This window comes from Mesorhizobium sp. CO1-1-8 (assembly GCF_020164875.1).
Taxonomy (GTDB): domain Bacteria; phylum Pseudomonadota; class Alphaproteobacteria; order Rhizobiales; family Rhizobiaceae; genus Mesorhizobium.
On the sequence record NZ_JAIUGZ010000019.1, the window covers coordinates 90,385 to 108,676 of the forward strand.

Consider the following 18,292-nt stretch of genomic DNA (forward strand, 5'->3'; position numbering starts at 1 on the left):
CAAACAGACAGATCAAGGACGACGCCATGACCAAAAACGGCAAGGCGGAGGAGACGAAGAAAATCAACGTAGCGCTTCAGGGCGGCGGCTCGCACGGGGCCTTTTCCTGGGGTGTGCTCGACTGCCTTCTGGAGGACGGACGGCTGGAGATATCAGCAGTGTCCGGCACCAGCGCCGGCGCCATGAATGCGGTGGCGCTGGCCGACGGTTTTGTCCGCGGCGGTGTCGAAGGCGCGCGGCAAAAACTCGACGATTTCTGGCGTGCGGTGGCGGCCAAGGGCCGGTTCAGCCCGGTGCAGCGCATGCCGTGGGATGTCGCCTGGGGCAACTGGTCGATCGAGAACACGCCCGGCTATCTCTTCTTCGACACCATGTCGCGGGTGTTCTCACCCTATGTCGCCAATCCGCTCGGCCTCAACCCGTTGCGCGACGTGGTGCAGCAGGAGATCGATTTCGACAATGTCCGCGCCTGCAAGTCGATGGAACTGTTCATCTCGGCGACCAATGTCGAGACCGGACAGTTGCGCGTCTTTTCCGACGGCGAGATCGACCTCGACACGGTGATGGCCTCGGCCTGCCTGCCGCAACTGTTCCGCGCCGTCGAGATCAAGGGCGTGCCCTACTGGGATGGCGGCTATGGCGGCAATCCGGCGCTTTATCCGTTCTTCAAGACGGCGGCGACCGAGGACGTGCTCCTGGTGCAAATCAATCCGGTGGTACGGGAAGGAACACCAAGGAGCGCCAACGAGATCCAGAACCGCATCGACGAGATCACCTTCAACGCCGGGCTGTTGCGCGAATTCCGCTCGATCGCCTTCGTCAAGGAACTGATCGCTGCCGGCCGTCTGCCGCAGGGCGAATACCGCGACATCCGTATGCACCGCATCGATGCCGATGAGGCGTTCAAGGACCTGTCGGCGTCATCGAAGGTCAATGCCGAATGGGCGTTCCTGACCTATCTCCGCGATCTCGGCCGCACCGCCGCCAGCGACTGGCTGGAAGAGAATTACGACGCCGTCGGCAACCGACCGACGCTCGATCTCTCCGGCGAACTCGATGACGGCTTCAAGCCGGTGCGCGGTCCAGCTCCTGGGCGGCGGGTCAAGGAATTCCTCGCTGTGCGCAAGAATCCTGAGGTGGTTCGCCGTCGGGCCTGAGCTGTGTCGATATTCAGGTGATGCCGGCCTGCAAATGGCGGTTTCTTGCGCTTCCGGTACTCACGTACCCAAAAGTACGCTCCGTTCCGGTTCTCGGAAACCACCATTTTCGGCTCGGCCTTACCTGAATCTCGGCACAGCTTGGCTTCACCCCGGTTTCAAGGTCAGGTCGATCACCCTGATCAGGGCAGCGGCCGCCTGCCGCTGCCCTTCCGGATCTCTGATCCGCGCCTTCATGCCTTCCAGCCCGTCGAGCAGCATATCGGCAAGCAGTTGCGCCGACAGGCCCCTGGCCGCCAGATCGACGCCGTTCCTGGCTGCCTCGCCCTCTATCGCGCCGCTGATGTGTTGGCCAAGCCCGCCGCGCCAGCAGCCCACCAGATCGCCAAGGCTCGATTTCATGTCCAGCAGCTCGGCGCCATGCGGCGAGGCAATGACCGCGCTCATCATCGAGATAAATGCCTCATCGATGGCTCGCATCATCCGCTCGGTGAAAGGGCCGTCGCCGGACAGGGCTAATTTTGCGGCCTCGACCGAGCGCGACAGGATCATCATGGCGATGGCCCGGAAAATGTCGGTCTTGTTCCTGAACAGAAGATAGAGCGCCGGGCGCGACATGTCTGCGGCACGGGCTATATCGTCCATGGTGGTGCGCGAGAAGCCATAGGCCAAAAACACCTTCATCGCGCCATCCAGGATACGGACGCGCTTGGGGTCTGTGGCGGCGATGTCTTCGATCTGGCTCATGGAGCAATTCTATCCTGCAAAATCTAGATTGACAAAATGACGAAATTTGTCAACCTGTATTAGCGAAATGGCCGGGAGGCCGCTTCGCCCTTGGCAGTGGACGACAACAAAGGGTATCCCCATGCGCCTCACCGTCGACGGGCAGTCATTCGATATCGATGCCGATCCGGACATGCCGCTGCTATGGGCGCTGCGCGATCTCATTGGCAAGACAGGGCCAAAATTCGGCTGCGGCATCGCCGCGTGCGGCGCCTGCACCGTGCATGTCGACGGTCAGCCGGTGCGTTCTTGCTCGCTTCCAGTTGGCCAGGTCAGCGGCGCTGTCACCACCATTGAAGGCATCGGCACAGCAGACGGACTGCATCCGGTGCAGCAGGCATGGCTGGAGGAACAGGTCGCGCAATGCGGCTATTGCCAGGCGGGCCAGATCATGAGCGCGGTGGCGCTGCTCGACGAGGTCGCCGATCCGAGCGACGCCGACATCGACAACGCCATGGGCGGCAATCTCTGCCGCTGCGGCACCTATCCGAAGATACGCTCGGCCATCAAGAAGGCCGCGGCGCTCAAGACGGCGGGGCTCTGACCATGGCCAGTGTCGGAAAGATCGCCCGCCGCACGTTTCTGATAGGCGCTACCGCCGTCGCGGGCGGCGTTGCTGTCGGCTACTACTACTATCGCAAGCCCTTCGCGAACCCGCTCGAGGCCGAGCTCGGCAAGGGCGAGGCGACGTTCAATCCCTATGTGAAGATCGGCGCCGACAACACCATCACCATCGTCGCGCCGCGCGCTGAGATGGGGCAAGGCATTTCGACGACGCTTGCCGCCATGGTCGCCGAAGAACTCGACGTCGGGCTCGACCGGGTCAAGGTCGAGCATGGACCGGCCTCCCATGCCTATTACAACGCCGCGATCCTCGAAGAGGGCGGTCCGTTCGCCTTCTTCGACGAGAGCATGACGGCGCAAGCGGTGCGCTCGGGTCTCGGCGTGGTCGGCAGGTTCCTTGCCCTGCAGGGCACGGGTGGTTCAGCTTCGACACGCGACGGTTTCGTGAAGATGCGCGAAGCGGGTGCCGCCGCCCGGCAGATGCTGATCGCGGCTGCGGCGCAAAAACTGGGTGTCGCCGCCGCCGATCTGGAAACGATCGACGGTTCGATCCTGCATAAGGCGTCCGGCAAGTCGCTGACCTATGGCGCGGTCGCCGCGGCCGCTGCCGCGATGGCGCCTCCGGCCGAAGTCAGGCTCAAGGACAAGGCCGACTGGAAGCTGCTGGGCAAGCCGCAACAGCGTATCGACATGATGGCCAAGGTCACCGGCGCACCGATCTTCGGCATCGATGTCAGGCTGCCGGACATGCTCTACGGCACGGTGAAGATGAGCCCGCGCTTCTGGTCCAAGCCGATATCAGCCGATCTCTCCAAGGCGGAGAAGATGCCGGGCGTGGTCAAAATCGTGCCGATCGAGACCAATTACGGCCACGGCTTCGGTATCATCGCTGACAACACATGGGCGGCATTCAAGGCGGCCGAGGCAATCGACGCCCAGTGGTCCGATCCCGAATACCCGCTCAGCAGCGCCGGCATTTCAGATGTGCTGAAGCAGGCGCTTGCCGCCAAGGGGTCGGTGATGCGCGACAATGGCGATGTTGATACCGCTTTTGCCGACGCGCCACGCGAAAGGATCGTCGAGGCCGACTATGCGGTGCCTTATCTGGCGCATGCGACGATGGAGCCGATGAACGCAACGGCACAATTGAAAGACGGCGCGCTCGCCATCTGGTGCGGCAACCAGGCGCCGACCCTGGTACGGCAGCTCTGCGCCAACGCGGTCGGCATCGAGCAGGACAAGGTTACCGTGCACACCACCTTCATGGGTGGCGGTTTCGGCCGGCGCGTCGAGGTGGATTACGCGCTGTGCGCCGCGCTGATGGCGAAGGAGACAGGCGGGCGTCCGATCAAGATGACCTGGACGCGTGAAGAAGACATGCGCCACGACGCCTACCGTCCGGCCGCAATCGGCAAGTTCCAGGCGCGGCTCGGCGACGATGGCATGCCGGTCGCCGTCGACATGAAGATGGCCTCGCCATCGGTGATTGCCGGCATGCTCCGCCGGCTCTTCCCCTCGATATCGCCGCTCGGTCCCGACAAGACCATCGTCGATGGCGCCTATGACCAGCCCTACACCATCCCGAACTACCGAGTCAGCGGTATCGCGGCGCCGGTCTCCATCCCTGTCGGCTCCTGGCGTTCGGTCGGCAGTTCGGTCAACGGTTTCTTCCACGAGGGCTTCATGGACGAGATCGCTGTCGCCGGGAAAGTCGACCCGGTCGAGATGCGCAAGAGACTGATGGCCAACTATCCCTCGGCGGTGAAGGTGGTGGAGAAAGTCGCCGCTATGGCGAAATGGGGTGAGGCGCTGCCCGCCGGCAAGGCCAGGGGCATGGCCTTCACGCTGTCCTTCGGCAGTTGGGTCGGCGAGATCGTCCAGGTGGCGGACACGCCGGCCGGCATCCGTATCGAGAAGGTGTGGATCGCCGCCGATGTCGGTACCGCGCTCGATCCCGGCATAATCGAGGCGCAACTGATTTCGGCCGCCATCTACGGCCTTTCGGCGGCGATGGGTCAGGAAATCACGTTCGCCGACGGCATGGTCGAACAGTCGAACTTCCACGATTTCGATGCCATGCGGATCTTCCAGTGCCCGGCCTTCGAAGTCGCCATCCTGGAAAACTTCCATAAGATGGGCGGCGTCGGCGAGGTCGGCACACCGCCGGCAGCTCCGGCGCTTGCCAATGCCATCTTCGCGCTCACCGGCAAGCGCATCCGCACGCTGCCGCTGTCGGAAACGGTGGCCTTCGCATGAAGAAGCTCCTCATCATGCTGACGCCTGCTGCCATGCTCGTGCTCGCAGCGCCGTTTGCGATCGCGCAAGAGAACCAGATGCCGGCGCTGGCGACCGTCGACGCGGCGAAAGGCCTCTCCGAATGGGACAAAATCTATGCGGTGTTCTCGCATCCGCGCTGCGCCGACTGTCATGTCGCGGACGATCGGCCGCGATGGTCGGGTGCGCACTACGGCGGTACGCGCGTTCACGCCTTCAATGTCCAGCGTGGTGCTGACGGATCGGGCTTCGGCAATCCGGGCCTGCGCTGCACGACTTGCCATTTCGCCAGCAATTCCAAGGAATTGCACGGGTCGCCCGGGGCCGAGAACTGGCATCTGGCGCCGGCCGAGATGGCCTGGTTCGGCAAATCCTCCGCCGAAATCTGCGCCCAGATCAAGGATCCTCTGCGCAACGGCAACCGCAGCCTGAAGGATATCGCGCTGCATGTTCGCGATGACAGATTGGTCGCCTGGGGCTGGGCGCCGGGGCCGGGTCGTGAGCCGGCTCCGGGCTCCGCCGAAGCGACCTATCAAGCGATCGAAAACTGGGCTGCGGCGGGCGCATCTTGCCCGGTGGCGCAATGATCTTGCAACTTTCGGACTATATTGCGGTGCGGCTTTGATGTAGAAGCGCGCTTCGCCGATCACGGCAAATTGAACACGGCCCGGCGCGCACCCATATCGGCGACGCGCCCGCGTTATGAGGACGCTGGCCGAACCCGCAGTGGAAAAACGACGATGAGAATCAGGTTTCACAAGCTTGCAGCCGTTGTTGTGCTCATTGGTTTCGCGGCGTGGATGGCGACAGGCGAGTTTTCGTCGGTCGGCAGCGTAGCCGCCAACAAAGCCAAGGCAGCCGAAGCCGAACAGGCCAAGGCGCCGGACGCGAGCAAGCCGAAGACGGCGGAAGCCGAGCCGAAGGCCCCGCTGCGCACCGTCGCGGTGGTGACGCCGCCACGCAAGACCTATGCACGCGCCATCCGCATTTCCGGGCTGACCGAAGCCGACAAGCGGGCGGTGCTGGCGACGCGCGTCGCCGGTGTCATCGACAAGCTCCCTGTCAAGCAAGGCGATCACGTCAAGACCGGCGATCTGGTGCTGATGCTTGCGGCGGAAGAGAAGATCTCGATGGTCGACAACGCCAGGCAGTTGGTGGTGCAGCGCCAGGCCGAACTGGACGCAGCCTTGCGGCTGATGAAGACCGGCAATCTGCCGAAGCTGCAGCTCGACACCGCGCGCTCGAACCTGACCTCGGCGCAGTCGCTGCTGGAAACGGCACAGGCCGAACTCGACCGCAACGAGGTCAAAGCGCCTTTCGACGGCGTTATCGACCGGGTGCCGGTGGAACTTGGCAGTTCCATCATGCAGGGCGGCGAGGTGGCGACCATCCTCAAGCTCGATCCGGTGATTGCTCGCGGCGAAGTCAGCGAGCGCGATCTCGGCTTCCTCAAGCTCGGCGACAAGGCCACCATACGGCTGGTCAGCGGCCAGTCCGTCGAAGGCACCGTGCGCTACATCAGCCGCGACGCCTCGTCGGCGACCCGCACCTTCCGCGTCGAGGTTGCAGTCCCCAATGCCGACGGCTCCGTGCCGGCCGGCATGACGGCGGAAATCGCGCTCAACGCGCAGCCGACCGACGCGGTGCTGCTGCCGCGCTCGGTTGTGACGCTCGGCGACAAGGGCGACCTCGGCATCCGCGCCTTGGGCAAGGACAACAAGGTGGCGTTCTTCCCCATCGACCTCGTCGATGACACGCCGACCGGCCTCGTCCTCGGCGGCATACCGGCCGACGCCCGCATCATCGTCGCCGGCCAGGAACTGGTGAAGGAAGGCGATCTGGTCAACCCGGTCGAGGCCGACCAGGCGACCATTAAGAAGCTGATCGGCGAGGCGACCGCCGGCACCCAGTAGCGTAGCGCAGGTCGCGACGCGCCCTCCCTGGGTGGGGACAATCGGCTGCGACGCAGCCCCTGAAGATTCAAGAAACAGGCGTTAGCCATGGATATCGTCAGACTCGCAATCAACAATGCCCGCCTGACCATCTCGGTGCTGGTGTTCCTCATCCTTGCCGGCGCGGTCGCATACCAGTCGACGCCGAAGGAAGCGGAGCCCGACGTTCCGATTCCGATGATGTATGTCAGCCTGATCTATCAGGGCATTTCGCCCGAGGATTCGGAGCGGCTTCTGCTGCGGCCGATGGAAAGCAAGCTGAAAAGCCTGAAGGGCCTCAAGGAGATGCGTTCGGCCGCCTTCCAGGGCGGCGGCTACGTGCTGGTCGAGTTCCAGCCGCAGACCAATCTGGCCACCGCGCTGCAGGACACGCGCAGCAAGGTGCAGGACGCCAAGGCCGACCTGCCGCAGGCGGCGGAAGAACCCGTCGTCACCGAAGTCAACATTTCCGAATTTCCCGTGCTCGTCGTCACGCTCTCGGGAAATCTGCCCGAACGCGTGCTGACCGCCGCCGCGCGCGAACTGCGCGACCGTATCGAGGAAGTTCCCGGCGTTCTCGAAGGCTCGCTGCAGGGTGCGCGCGACGATCTCGTCGAGGTCGTCATCGATCCGATGAAGCTGTCTTCCTATGGGCTGCAACTCGATCAATTGATCGGTGCGGTCGGCAACTCCAACAGCCTGGTCGCCGCCGGCAACATCGAAGGCTCGGAGGGCAAATACGCCGTCAAGGTGCCGTCGCTGATCGAAACGCCGGAGGATGTCGCCGCACTGCCGGTGGTCGCCGGCCCCAATGCCGTGGTGCAGGCGAAGGACATCGCGACGATCCGTTCGACCTTCAAGGATGCCGAGACGGTGACCCGCCTCAACGGCAAGCCGGCGATTGCCATCGAAGTCAAGAAGCGCATCGGCTCCAACCTGATCGACACCATTGCCAAGGTGCGGACGGTGTCCGACGAGTTCGTCAAGTCCATGCCCGAGGGCATGAACGTCACCTACACGCAGGACAAGTCGGTCTTCGTCAACCAGCTGCTCGGCGATCTGCAGAACCATGTGATGATCGCGGTCATCCTGGTGTTCATCGTCATCCTCTACGCGCTGTCCGGCCGTGCCTCGCTGCTCATCGGGCTTGCGATTCCGTCGTCCTTCCTGATCGGCATCCTGCTGCTGGCGATGATGGGCTACACGATCAACATGATCGTGCTGTTCAGCCTGATCCTGGCCGTCGGCATGCTGGTCGACGACGCCATCATCGTCACCGAGTTCGCCGAACGGCGGATGAGCGAAGGCATGCCGAAGGAGGAAGCCTTCGCGCTCGCCGCCAAGCGCATGGCCGGTCCGGTCATCGCCGCGACGATGACGCGAATCGCCGCCTTCTCGCCGCTGCTGTTCTGGCCGGGCATCATCGGTGACTTCATGAAGTACATGCCGATCACGCTGATCGTCACGCTGTCGGCCTCGATGCTGTATGCGCTTGTCTTCGCGCCGACGCTGGGTGCGATCTTCGCCAAGGCGCCACGGCATCATGAGGATGACAATCGCGACGGCTGGTACATGGCCATCGTCAAGCAGGCGGTGCGCTTCCCCATCACCGTGCTGGTGCTGACCGTCGCGCTCTTGTTCGGCGTCGGCTTTGCCTATTCGAAATATGGCGCCGGCGTCGAGTTCTTCCCGAATGTCGAGCCGGATTACGGCCTGCTCTACGTGCATGCGCGCGGCAATCTTTCGCTGGCCGAAATGGATACCGCGACCAAGATCGCGGAAGACAGGCTGCTCGGCTGGCCGGGTGTGAAGTCGGTCTACACCCGCGTCGGCAAGACGCAAGGCGGCGGCCAGGATGTTCCCGAAGACGTCGTCGGCGTCATCCAGTACGAATTCATCGACTGGCGCGAGCGCAAATCGGCGAACCATATCCTGGACGATCTGCGCGGTGTCATGGCCGGCATTCCCGGCGTCGATGTCGAGGTTCGCGTGCCGGAAGCCGGTCCGCCGACCGGCAAGCCGATCCAGATCAGGCTTTCGGCCGTAGACCCCAAGGGGCTCGACGACAAGGCCCGTGAGGTCGCGGCGCGCATCGGCAAGGTGCCCGGCGTCATCGATATTTCCGACGGCCTGCCGCCGCCCGGTGTCGACTGGGCGCTCGAGGTCGACCGTGCCAAGGCGGCGCAGTACGGCATCAGCCCAACCTCGGTCGGCACGGTGGTGCAACTGGTGACCAACGGGCTGAAGCTCTCGGAATACCGGCCTGCCGGAGCCGACGACGCCGTCGACATAAGACTGCGCCTGCCCGAGGACCGTCGCACGCTGTCGACGCTCGACGAACTCAGGGTGCAGACCTCACAAGGCTCGGTGCCGATCTCGAACTTCGTCGTGCGCAAGCCCGAGCCGACGGTCGGCATCCTCAACCGCATCGACGGCGCGCGTACGGTGGTGGTCCAGGCCAACGTCGCCGCCGGCGCCCAGGTCGCGGCTGTGCAGGAGCAGGTCACCAAGGCTGTCTCCGACATGGATCTCGGCAGCGGCATCCGCTGGAAGCTGGCCGGCTCGAACGAGGACAGCGCCGAAGCCAGCGCCTTCCTCAGCAAGGCCTTTGGGGCGGCGATCTTCCTGATCTTCCTGGTGCTTTTGGCGCAGTTCAACAAGTTCACCAGCGTCTGGCTGGTGCTGTCTTGCGTAGTCATGGCGACGATCGGCGTGTTCCTCGGGCTGCTGATAACAGGCGAGACGTTCGGCATCGTCATGTCCGGCATCGGCGTCATCGCTCTGGCCGGCGTGGTGGTGAACAACAACATCGTGCTGATCGACACCTATGACCGGCTGCGTGAAGAAGGCTGGGACAAGGTCGAGGCGGTGCTGCAGACTTGCCGCGAGCGCGCCCGTCCGGTCGTGCTGACGGCGGTGTCGGCCATTCTCGGCGTGCTGCCGATCGCCTTCGGCCTCGGGCTGGAAATCTTCCATCACGAGACGACGATCAACGCGCCGTCGACGCAATGGTGGATTTCGCTGTCCTCGGCGATCGTCTTCGGCCTGTCCTTCGCCACGGTGCTGACGCTGGTGGTGACGCCGTCGATGCTGATCGTGTTCACCCGCGCCAAGGTCAAGCCGGGCGCACGGCGCGGCTGGTTCAGCCGGCTGTTTCGGCGCGGCAAGGGCGAGATTTCCTCGACCGATGCGCCAGGGCAGGATGCCGGAGCCGAGCCGGATATCGCCTTTCCGAAAGCCGCCGAATAGACCAATGCCGATTTGACCGCAAAAGGCCGCCCGGAACAACCGGGCGGCCTTTAGCATTGTTCTTGAGCGAAACGTCGAATTGCGGGGTTCTCATGCCGATCACCACCATCATCATCATCGTCCTGATCCTTATCCTCATCGGCGTGGTGCCGGCCTGGCCGCATTCGCGCTCCTGGGGTTATGGGCCGTCGGGTATTGTCGGCGTGGTGCTGGTGGTGCTCATGGTGCTGCTGTTGATGGGACGGCTCTGAGGCGCCCTCTCAGCGGAGATTTTTTTAGTGTGCGGAGGAGCAGCGCCCGCCGTCGCGGACGTCAGGCAGCTTTCGCAACGCCGGTCACGGTGGCAATGCCGATATCCCGGAGAGCTTCAGTGACGGCCTGATCCAGCAGCGTGTGCGGGATCGTGCCGATCAACCCTTCCAGCCTTGCTGACGCCAGTTGGTGCGGTTCGAAGCGCAAATAGGACATCGACACGATCTCACGCCACATCGCCACGAACGGGCTGCCGGCGCGCAGCACCCACCAGGCCATCGAGGTCATCTTGAGCGGGCGCCCAAGCGCCTTCTCCGCAGCTGCCTTGATCTCCAGGTCGGTGACGGGATGGCCTGGGAAGTTGAAGGCTTCATAGGCGCCGAGTTTGTCCAGGTTCTGCGCCAGTCCGACGAAAGCCCTGGCCAGATCCGGCAGGTAGGCCCATTCATGGACGAGGTCGACCGGGCCGGGCGCCGTGTAGATACCCTTGTTGATCTTGGCGGCGACGACCAGGTCGAACCACGAGCCGCTGCCGGTGCCGCCGAAGAAGTCGCCGGCCCGCAAAATGATGGTGCGGACGCGGCGCGCTTCGGCCTCGCGGTGAAACAGGTCCTCCATGGCGACGCGGATGCGCCCCTTCTCGGTCGTCGGGCGAAACGGCGTGTCTTCCGTGATCACCTCCGGCATCGGCGACCCGTAATTGTATACGGTGCCTGGAAAGAGATGCAGTGCGTTGTTGGCATGGCAAGCGGCCATGACATTCTCGGCGATCGGCAGGCACTTGACCCATTCGGTGTAGATCGGGTTGAGGCCGTTGAAGATGATGTCGACACCTTCCGAGGCGCGGATCAGCGCTTCCCGGTCGAGCGCGTCACCGGCAACGGCCGTAGCGCCTTCAAGTTCAGTTGGCAGCTTGCCGTTGCGGGTGACGGCGCGGACCTCGTAGCCCGCGTCGATGAAGGCCTTGGCGACCACGCGGCCGAGCCGGCCACTGGCGCCGAGAATTGCGATCTTGGTCATTGGAAGCACTCCTGGGTTGGGATTTGCGTGGTCGGTCGGCAAGCGCGATCGGGATCAGCGGCTGCCGAAGAGGTCGCGGTTGCTGCCTTGCGTGACCGGCTGCCGGACGGCCGCATCCGGGTTGTGGATCGCAGCGGTGGTCGTGTTTTCGGTGCTGGTGACAGCCGGCTGGCTGGCGTCGTTCGAACCAAACTTGTCGCTGCCGGCAAAAGCGGCGCTGATGGAAATGAGGATGGCGGCAGTGGTGAGAGCGATCTTGGTCATCTGAGTTCTCCTGGTTGGTTGCAGTCCGTGTTGGTGTCTGCAGCCGGAATATGGTCGCTCCGAATACGAATGGAAATTGACTACAGATGGCGTTCTGATATTCATAAATGAATGACAGAAATCGACTGGAACCTGATCAAGAGCTTTGTCACCGTGGCGGAAACCGGCAGCCTGTCGGCCGCCGCGCGAAAGCTTTCGGCTAGCCAGCCGACGCTTGGCCGTCACATCGGCGAACTCGAACAGGCACTAGGTGTCACGCTGTTCCGTCGAGGACGGCACGGCTACGAACTGACGGAGGCCGGCAGCACGCTGTTCGAACGCGGCAAGGCGGTCAGCGAGCAGGCAAGCGCCTTCTCACTCCTGGCGCTGGGCTCTGTTGAGGCCATCGAAGGCACCGTGCGCATCGCCGCCAGCGAGGTCGTGGCGGCCTATGTCCTGCCTGAGATGACGATGCGGCTGGGGATCGAGGAGCCCGGCATCGAGGTCGAGATCGTTGCTTCCAACCAGGTCGAGAACCTGCTGCGTCGAGATGCCGACATCGCCATCCGCATGGTCAAGCCGGCGCAGAACGAGCTGATGGCACGCAAGGTCTGCGATATCGAGCTCTGCGCCTGCGCCGCCAAATCCTATCTCGACAGGCGCGGCCGTCCGCTAAAGCCTGCCGATCTTGTCGGCCACGATCTGGTCGGCTTCGACCGCGGCGACGAGATCATCAGGGGCTTTACCCAGCATGGCATCCCCGTCACCCGGAGCAGCTTCCGCTTCAGGGCCGACAACCAGATCGTTTTGTGGGAAGCGGTGCGGGCGGGAAACGGCATTGGCCTAGGCCAGGAGCCGCTGGTCGACAAGGATCCTTTGATGGAGAAGGTGCTGCCTGATCTGCCGCTGCCAGTTCTGCCGGTGTGGCTGGCGATGCATCGCGACGTGCGTACCAGCGTGCGCATCCGCCGTGTAGTGGATTTCCTCCATGAGGAGCTGAAACGCTATTCGGCGGGTGCCGGCGCGAATTCGGCGCGGTGAGCGAGCCCGGCCATCAGCAACACGATGATCAGCAGTCCCGACATGGTGATGAAGATCGGGCCGAAGCTGGAATGCTCGGCAACGAAGCCGATCGCCGACGGCGCCACCAGTATGCCACAGTATCCGATAGTGGTGACCACGCTCATGCCGGTGCCAGAAGACATGCCTTCCTGGTTGCCGCCGGCCGAAAAGATGATCGGCACCATATTGGCGATGCCGAAGCCGCAAAAGGCAAAGGCTGCAATGGCGAGCCAGGGCGAGGGCGCCAAGCCAGCCACCAGCATGCCGACCGCGGCTACGAGGGCCGACACGCGCAGCGTCGTCACCGCGCCGAAGCGATTGCGTATGCCGTCGCCGAAGAACCGCGTGACCGCCATGACGCCCGAAAATCCGGCGTAGGCGAGGCCGGCAACGGCGAGATCGGCGCCGAGCTCCTGGCGCAGATATAGGGCGGCCCAATCGAGCACCGCTCCTTCGGAGATCATCGCCAGCAGCGCCATCAGTCCGACCAGATAAACCAGCGGGTTTGCCGGCAGTGCGAATTTGTGGTGCTCGGCCGCCTGCGGGCTGTCTTCGGTGAGGAGATGGCGAACGGCCACCGCGATCACCGCGAAGGCAAACGCCGTTACCGCCGCCGCGTGGGCGAGGTGGCCGTAGTGCTGGATGGCAAAGCCGCCGAGGCCGCCGCCGGCGAAACCGCCGAGACTCCAGAAGCCGTGCGAGGACGACATGACGGCGCGGGAGAGCCGCCGTTCGACCACCACGGCATTGGCATTCATGGCAACGTCCATGCCACCGATCGAGCCGCCGAAGATGATCATGGCGGCGGCCGCCAGCGGTACGTTGGGCGCCAGCGCCACGACCATGAGACCGAGGCTGCCGCACAGGGCGAACCAGCGCAGCACGGTGCGCGAACCATGTCTCGAGATCAAATGGCCGCACCAGGTCATCGCGACGACGGCGCCGACCCCGAATAAGAAAATCAGCAGGCCGAGCGTGAACTTCGAAATCTCCAGCCGGGTCAGGAACACCGGAATCTGCGGCGCCCAGCTGCCCGTCAGGAAGCCGTTGGCGAGGAAAATGGCCGCGAGCGCCCATCGTCCGCGAATGGCAGTCAGCTTGGCAGTTGACGCGTTCATGAGGCGAATCCCGCTGAAAATGGCTTCGCGCGGCAAATTAGATCGATTCAATTTTCAGTCAAGGCTCTTTTGGGAAGCATTTTGAGCCATGGGCTCGAGCGATCGCTGGGGCGGCCTTAATGGTCCTTGGGGCGCCTTGCCTCGAATTCGGCCTTCTTGGCGTCGGAGGCCTCGGTCTGGTTGAGCGCCTGCCATTGCGCATAAGGCATGCCGTAGACGATCTCGCGCGACTGATCTTTGGTGAGATCGACGCCCTTGGCATTGGCTGCCTCCTGATACCAGTTCGACAGGCAGTTGCGGCAGAAGCCGGCGAGGTTCATGAGGTCGATGTTCTGCACATCGTTGCGCTCGCGCAGATGCTCGACCAGCCGGCGGAAGGCGGCCGCCTCGAAATCGCGTTGCTGCTCGTCGCTGAGTCCGGTCATCGAAACCTCCGTCATAGCGGCCCGGTGCGCGAGCCGAACATCTTCACCACATGTATATCGGGACGGCGGTCGATGGCGTCAACAATCGGCGCCAGCCGTTCGGCCCAGGCGAGCGCGCTCTTCTGGTCCGATATCAGGTCCTGTCGGATCTCGATCAGCGCATGGGCGAAGCCGTTGACGATGGCGTGCTTGTACATGGTGTCGCCGCGCAGAGCGCCGTCATAGGGTTCGTTGTCGCCGACGACGAGGTTCTTGTCCTCCGCCAGCATGTCTATCAACGGCCGCGCCACGCGGTCGTCGAGGTCCCACAGGATGCCGACGTGCCAAGGACGCTGGATTCCTTGCATGGCAGGAGTGAAGGAATGCACCGAGAAGATGAAGGGCGCCTGGGCGGAAGCCTGTGCGACCGAGGCGATCATGGCGCCGACGGCGTCGTGATAGGGCCGGTAGAACCTGTCGAGCCGCCTCTCGCGCTCCTCGGCAGCGATGGGGTAGTTCCCAGGTACGACAGTGCCGTCATAAAGCTGGCGAATGAGCGTCGGGTCGTCTTCGCCGCGATTGGGATCGATCAGCAGCCGCGAAAAATTGGCGAGCACCGCCGGCACGCCGAGCAGGGCAGCCAGTTCGCGCGTCACCGCCTCGACGCCGATGTCATAGGCGATGTGGCGGTCGAACTCGGCTGAGGGCAGGCCGAGGCTGCCGTAGTCGTCGGGAAGGTCGCGACGGGCGTGATCGCCCAACAGCACGATGCCTCGCCTGCGGTCGCCCTCGATGATGTCGAAAGGCGCGAAAACTGTGGATCGGGTCATTGGCGGGGAATGGTCTGTTCGCTGGCTTCCGGGGAGGGTGCTATCGTCATTCCACGAAGACGACGCTTGCGCAATGCCGTTGTTTGGCCAAGGTTTCCCGGGAAATCTGGCACAAGTCGGCGAATTGTGTGCCGGCGCCTTTCTAAATCGATTGGAATTGGACAAAACGGTGCGTTGACATGCGCCCGGACTTTTCCGAAAAGGGGCGCAGAGAGATGCTGATGTGGTTTTTGAGGGGTTTTCGGATGAGTTCCGCCGGCGGGCAGCGCATGCGCTCTGCCTTTGCCATGCCGCTCCTCACTCTTGCGATCGGCCTGTCGGCGATGGTCGTGGCTTCGCCGGCGCGTGCCGATTTCCGCGTCTGCAACGCCACGCAGAACCTGGTCGGCGTCGGCATCGGCTATCGCGCCAAGGCCGGCTGGATCACCGAAGGCTGGTGGCACATCGAGGGATCGAGCTGCAAGACGCTGATCGAAGGGCCGCTGTCATCAAGGTTTTACTATCTTTATGCAGAAGACGCCGAACGCGGTGGACGCTGGGACGGCCCGATCAACATGTGCGTGGCTGAAAAAGAGTTCAAGATCGCAGGCGTAACCGACTGCGTCGCCCGGGGCTTCCAGCGCGCCGGATTCCAGGAATATGACACGGGCGAACAGGCGAGCTGGATGGTCCAGCTGACCGATGAGTCCACAACGGGAGGCGCTCCAGCCGCCCCGGGAACAAACAGTCAATGAGACGTAGCCGCAAGGTCAAGATCCTAGCCACCATCGGTCCGGCCTCCTCCTCGGAGGAGATGCTGAAGAAACTGTTCGAAGCGGGCGCCGATGTGTTCCGCATCAATATGAGCCATACCGACCATGAATTGATGCGCACGCTGGTCGGACGCATCCGCGCTGTCGAGGAAGCCGTTGGCCGGCCGATCGGCATCCTCGCCGATCTGCAAGGGCCAAAGCTGCGCGTCGGCAAGTTCGCCAACGGCAAGGAAGTACTGACGCAAGGCCAGATCTTCACCCTCGACGACAATCCCGAGCCCGGCACCTCGACCAGGGTCTATCTTCCGCACCCGGAAATCCTGAGCTCGGTCGAAGCCGGCCATCGCCTGCTGATCGACGACGGCAAGCTCGAGCTGAAGGCGGTGAAGAGCGACGGCAAGTCGATCGTCTGCACCGTCGTCGCCGGTACCACGATTTCCGACAAGAAAGGCGTCAGCCTGCCCGACACCGACCTGCCGGTCGGCGCGCTGACCGAGAAGGACCGCAAGGACCTCGATGCCGTGCTGGCCACAGGCGTCGACTGGGTGGCGCTGTCCTTCGTGCAGCGTCCGGAGGATCTGGCCGAAGCGCGCAAGATCGCCCGCGGGCGGGCGCTGATCATGGCCAAGATCGAGAAGCCGCAGGCTGTCGCCCGGCTGGCCGAAATCATCGAATTGTCCGACGCGCTGATGGTCGCCCGCGGCGATCTCGGCGTCGAGATGCCGCTCGAGGCGGTGCCCGGTATCCAGAAGCAGATCACGCGCGCCGCACGCCGCGCCGGCAAGCCGGTGGTGGTTGCAACGCAGATGCTGGAATCGATGATCACGGCACCGGTGCCGACCCGTGCCGAGGTGTCCGATGTTTCGATCGCCGTCTTCGAAGGTGCCGATGCCATCATGCTGTCGGCGGAATCGGCGGCGGGTGCCTATCCCGTCGAGGCCGTGGCAATGATGAACCGTATCGCCACCAAGGTCGAGACCGATCCGACCTATGCCGGCATCATCAACGCGCAGCGCTCCGAGCCGGAAGCGACCGGCGCCGACGCCATTTCGCTGGCCGCGCGCGAGATCGCCGAAACGCTGAAGCTGTCGGCCATAATCACCTACACCGCATCAGGCACCACAGGCCTGCGCGCTGCCCGCGAGCGGCCGCAAGTGCCGATCATCGCGCTGTCGCCGATCCTCAACACGGCGAGGCGGCTGTCGCTTTTGTGGGGCACGCATTGCGTCGTCTCACCCGACGCCGTCGACCTCGACGACATGGTCAATCGCGCCTGCCGCATCGCCTTCGACGAAGGCTTCGGCAAGCCGGGCGACCGCGTCATCATCACTGCCGGCGTACCGCTGCGGACACCGGGTTCGACCAACATGCTGCGCATCGCCTATATCGGCTCGGACACACAAGTCAGCCGCTAGATTCCAAAAGCGTGTCGCCTCTGAACGGATTCGGGCGACCCACTTTAGAGCAATTCTAGGAAAAGTGTGAAGCGGTTTTCCCTCTAGAATTGCGTCAAAACAAAGAGTTAGAGCAGCTCGCCGTTTCCGTGAAACAGTGAAATGCTCTAGGTCGGCGCGAGTTCGGCCTGCGGTACCTTGATATCGGCGCATCTGCCGGCGCCGTAGGCGTCACCGGCGATGCGCGCCTCCACTGCGGTTGCCATCGCCTGCAGGTCTATACTCTTGCCGGCGACCTTCTCGATGGCGCCGACGGTCAGGTCGGGCGCGATCCAGTCTGGCTTGTGACCGAGATTGTGCACCCAGACGAGTTCGGCACCGGCAATGTCGCGCGCCAGGCCGACGGAATGGATATGTGCATAGACCACCTTGTCGCGATCGCCTGAAATGACCACGGTTGGCGCCTTGATCTCGTTGTAGCGCGGTGCGGCGCCGAGGGCATAGCGATAGAGCCCGGCGACATCGGTGGCGTTGGCACGAAAGGCTGTTGGTCGCAGCACCAGCGGGATAGAGGCCGAGCTGAGATAATTGTCCGGCACCTTGTTGGGCGAGAAAACGCAGGTGGTGGCGTCGGCCATCTGCAGTGTACCGGCCGGATAGGTCAGCGTCTCGGAAAACAGCCGGCCGAGCACCGGCATGGTGGTCAGATCGTAGTACCAGGCGGTTGCGCCGCCCGGCCATGGGTGGGTCGCCGGTGCGAGGAAGACCAGTCCAAGTGTCTTGTCTGGATGCTCGCGGCCAAAGGCCGATGTCACCACGCCGCCGAAGGAATGGCCGACGATGACAGCCTTCCCGATGCCGAGATGGTCCATCAGCGCGGCAATGGTGTTGGCCTGCGCCGATGGGTTCTCGTTGTTGGCGCCGCGGCCCGACCAGCCGTGGCCTGGCCGGTCGAAGAACAGCATTTCGGCGCGGCCTTCGAGCAAGGGACGCAGCGGCAGCATCTGGTCCCTGAGGTTGGCGCTGGCGCCGTGGATGAAGACGATCGGCGGCAGCTCGGCATTGGCGGGTGCCGGAACATGGACATAGTGGATGCGGGCGCCGTTGATGTCGGCGAATTCGCCGATCGGCGGATTGCGGCGCTCGATCAGCCATAAGCCGACGCGGGTGACGCCGACAAAGCCGAAGACAAGCGCCATCAGGAAGGCAAGGGCGGCGTAGATCAGGTTCATGGGGGAGATACGGAGGTGGAGGGG

The 18,292-nt window shown here is 63.6% G+C and carries 17 protein-coding genes; 10 read left to right on the forward strand and 7 right to left on the reverse strand.

Features of this window, described 5'->3' with window-relative positions:
* Positions 1-26: 26 nt before the first annotated feature.
* Complete coding sequence (locus tag LB558_RS28455; protein WP_224700576.1) at positions 27-1,157, forward strand: patatin-like phospholipase family protein; 1,131 nt, start codon at positions 27-29, stop codon at positions 1,155-1,157.
* Between the two features lie 147 nt (positions 1,158-1,304).
* Here the strand turns inward: LB558_RS28455 and LB558_RS28460 are convergent, their stop codons facing one another.
* Entirely contained in the window at positions 1,305-1,904 is a 600-nt protein-coding gene (locus LB558_RS28460) for a TetR/AcrR family transcriptional regulator (protein WP_224700577.1), read from the reverse strand.
* A gap of 121 nt (positions 1,905-2,025) precedes the next feature.
* Here LB558_RS28460 and LB558_RS28465 point away from each other — a divergent pair, with 121 nt between their 5' ends.
* The 6 genes from LB558_RS28465 (at position 2,026) to LB558_RS28490 (ending at position 10,212) form a co-directional block, all read left to right on the forward strand.
* Complete coding sequence (locus LB558_RS28465; RefSeq protein WP_224700578.1) at positions 2,026-2,487, forward strand: (2Fe-2S)-binding protein; 462 nt, start codon at positions 2,026-2,028, stop codon at positions 2,485-2,487.
* A 2-nt stretch (positions 2,488-2,489) separates the two neighbouring features.
* Positions 2,490-4,763: a xanthine dehydrogenase family protein molybdopterin-binding subunit gene (locus LB558_RS28470; protein ID WP_224700579.1), complete on the forward strand. Its 2,274-nt coding sequence runs from the start codon at positions 2,490-2,492 to the stop codon at positions 4,761-4,763.
* Positions 4,760-5,368 carry a hypothetical protein gene (locus LB558_RS28475; protein WP_224700580.1) on the forward strand — a complete coding sequence of 203 codons (609 nt, stop codon included), beginning with the start codon at positions 4,760-4,762 and terminating at the stop codon, positions 5,366-5,368. The genes LB558_RS28470 and LB558_RS28475 overlap by 4 nt, the downstream gene beginning before the upstream one ends.
* A 153-nt stretch (positions 5,369-5,521) precedes the next feature.
* A complete protein-coding gene (locus LB558_RS28480) occupies positions 5,522-6,694 on the forward strand; it encodes an efflux RND transporter periplasmic adaptor subunit (RefSeq protein ID WP_412033505.1) in 1,173 nt (390 codons plus the stop codon).
* Positions 6,695-6,781: 87 nt separating this feature from the next.
* Positions 6,782-9,961: an efflux RND transporter permease subunit gene (locus LB558_RS28485; protein ID WP_224700581.1), complete on the forward strand. Its 3,180-nt coding sequence runs from the start codon at positions 6,782-6,784 to the stop codon at positions 9,959-9,961.
* Between the two features lie 92 nt (positions 9,962-10,053).
* Positions 10,054-10,212, forward strand: a complete 159-nt coding sequence (locus LB558_RS28490) for a DUF3309 family protein (RefSeq protein WP_224700582.1) — start codon at positions 10,054-10,056, stop codon at positions 10,210-10,212.
* Between the two features lie 61 nt (positions 10,213-10,273).
* Here the strand turns inward: LB558_RS28490 and LB558_RS28495 are convergent, their stop codons facing one another.
* Positions 10,274-11,233, reverse strand: coding sequence for an SDR family oxidoreductase (locus LB558_RS28495; RefSeq protein WP_224700583.1), 960 nt, complete (start codon positions 11,231-11,233; stop codon positions 10,274-10,276).
* Between the two features lie 54 nt (positions 11,234-11,287).
* Positions 11,288-11,497, reverse strand: coding sequence for a DUF680 domain-containing protein (locus LB558_RS28500; protein WP_224700584.1), 210 nt, complete (start codon positions 11,495-11,497; stop codon positions 11,288-11,290).
* A gap of 111 nt (positions 11,498-11,608) precedes the next feature.
* Here LB558_RS28500 and LB558_RS28505 point away from each other — a divergent pair, with 111 nt between their 5' ends.
* The gene (locus LB558_RS28505) at positions 11,609-12,517 is read left to right on the forward strand and encodes a LysR family transcriptional regulator (protein WP_224700585.1); all 909 of its coding nucleotides are present in this window, start codon (positions 11,609-11,611) and stop codon (positions 12,515-12,517) included.
* Here LB558_RS28505 and LB558_RS28510 read toward each other — a convergent pair.
* The 3 genes from LB558_RS28510 to LB558_RS28520 all read right to left on the reverse strand — a co-directional run bounded on the left by LB558_RS28510 (position 12,481) and on the right by LB558_RS28520 (position 14,890).
* A complete protein-coding gene (locus LB558_RS28510) occupies positions 12,481-13,656 on the reverse strand; it encodes an MFS transporter (RefSeq protein ID WP_224700586.1) in 1,176 nt (391 codons plus the stop codon). The genes LB558_RS28505 and LB558_RS28510 overlap by 37 nt on opposite strands.
* Before the next feature lie 116 nt (positions 13,657-13,772).
* Positions 13,773-14,081 carry a DUF1244 domain-containing protein gene (locus LB558_RS28515; protein ID WP_224700587.1) on the reverse strand — a complete coding sequence of 103 codons (309 nt, stop codon included), beginning with the start codon at positions 14,079-14,081 and terminating at the stop codon, positions 13,773-13,775.
* An 11-nt stretch (positions 14,082-14,092) separates the two neighbouring features.
* Positions 14,093-14,890 carry an N-formylglutamate amidohydrolase gene (locus LB558_RS28520; RefSeq protein ID WP_224700588.1) on the reverse strand — a complete coding sequence of 266 codons (798 nt, stop codon included), beginning with the start codon at positions 14,888-14,890 and terminating at the stop codon, positions 14,093-14,095.
* Between the two features lie 245 nt (positions 14,891-15,135).
* On the opposite strand from LB558_RS28520, the gene LB558_RS28525 reads away from it, so the two are divergent.
* Both LB558_RS28525 and pyk read left to right on the forward strand, forming a co-directional pair.
* Complete coding sequence (locus tag LB558_RS28525) at positions 15,136-15,624, forward strand: DUF1036 domain-containing protein (protein ID WP_127260459.1); 489 nt, start codon at positions 15,136-15,138, stop codon at positions 15,622-15,624.
* Positions 15,621-17,057, forward strand: coding sequence for a pyruvate kinase (pyk, locus tag LB558_RS28530; protein WP_224700589.1), 1,437 nt, complete (start codon positions 15,621-15,623; stop codon positions 17,055-17,057). Before LB558_RS28525 ends, pyk begins: the two co-directional genes overlap by 4 nt.
* Before the next feature lie 146 nt (positions 17,058-17,203).
* Here pyk and LB558_RS28535 read toward each other — a convergent pair whose 3' ends face one another.
* On the reverse strand, positions 17,204-18,268 hold the full coding sequence (locus tag LB558_RS28535) for an alpha/beta fold hydrolase (protein WP_224700592.1): 1,065 nt from the start codon (positions 18,266-18,268) through the stop codon (positions 17,204-17,206).
* Positions 18,269-18,292: the final 24 nt, after the last annotated feature.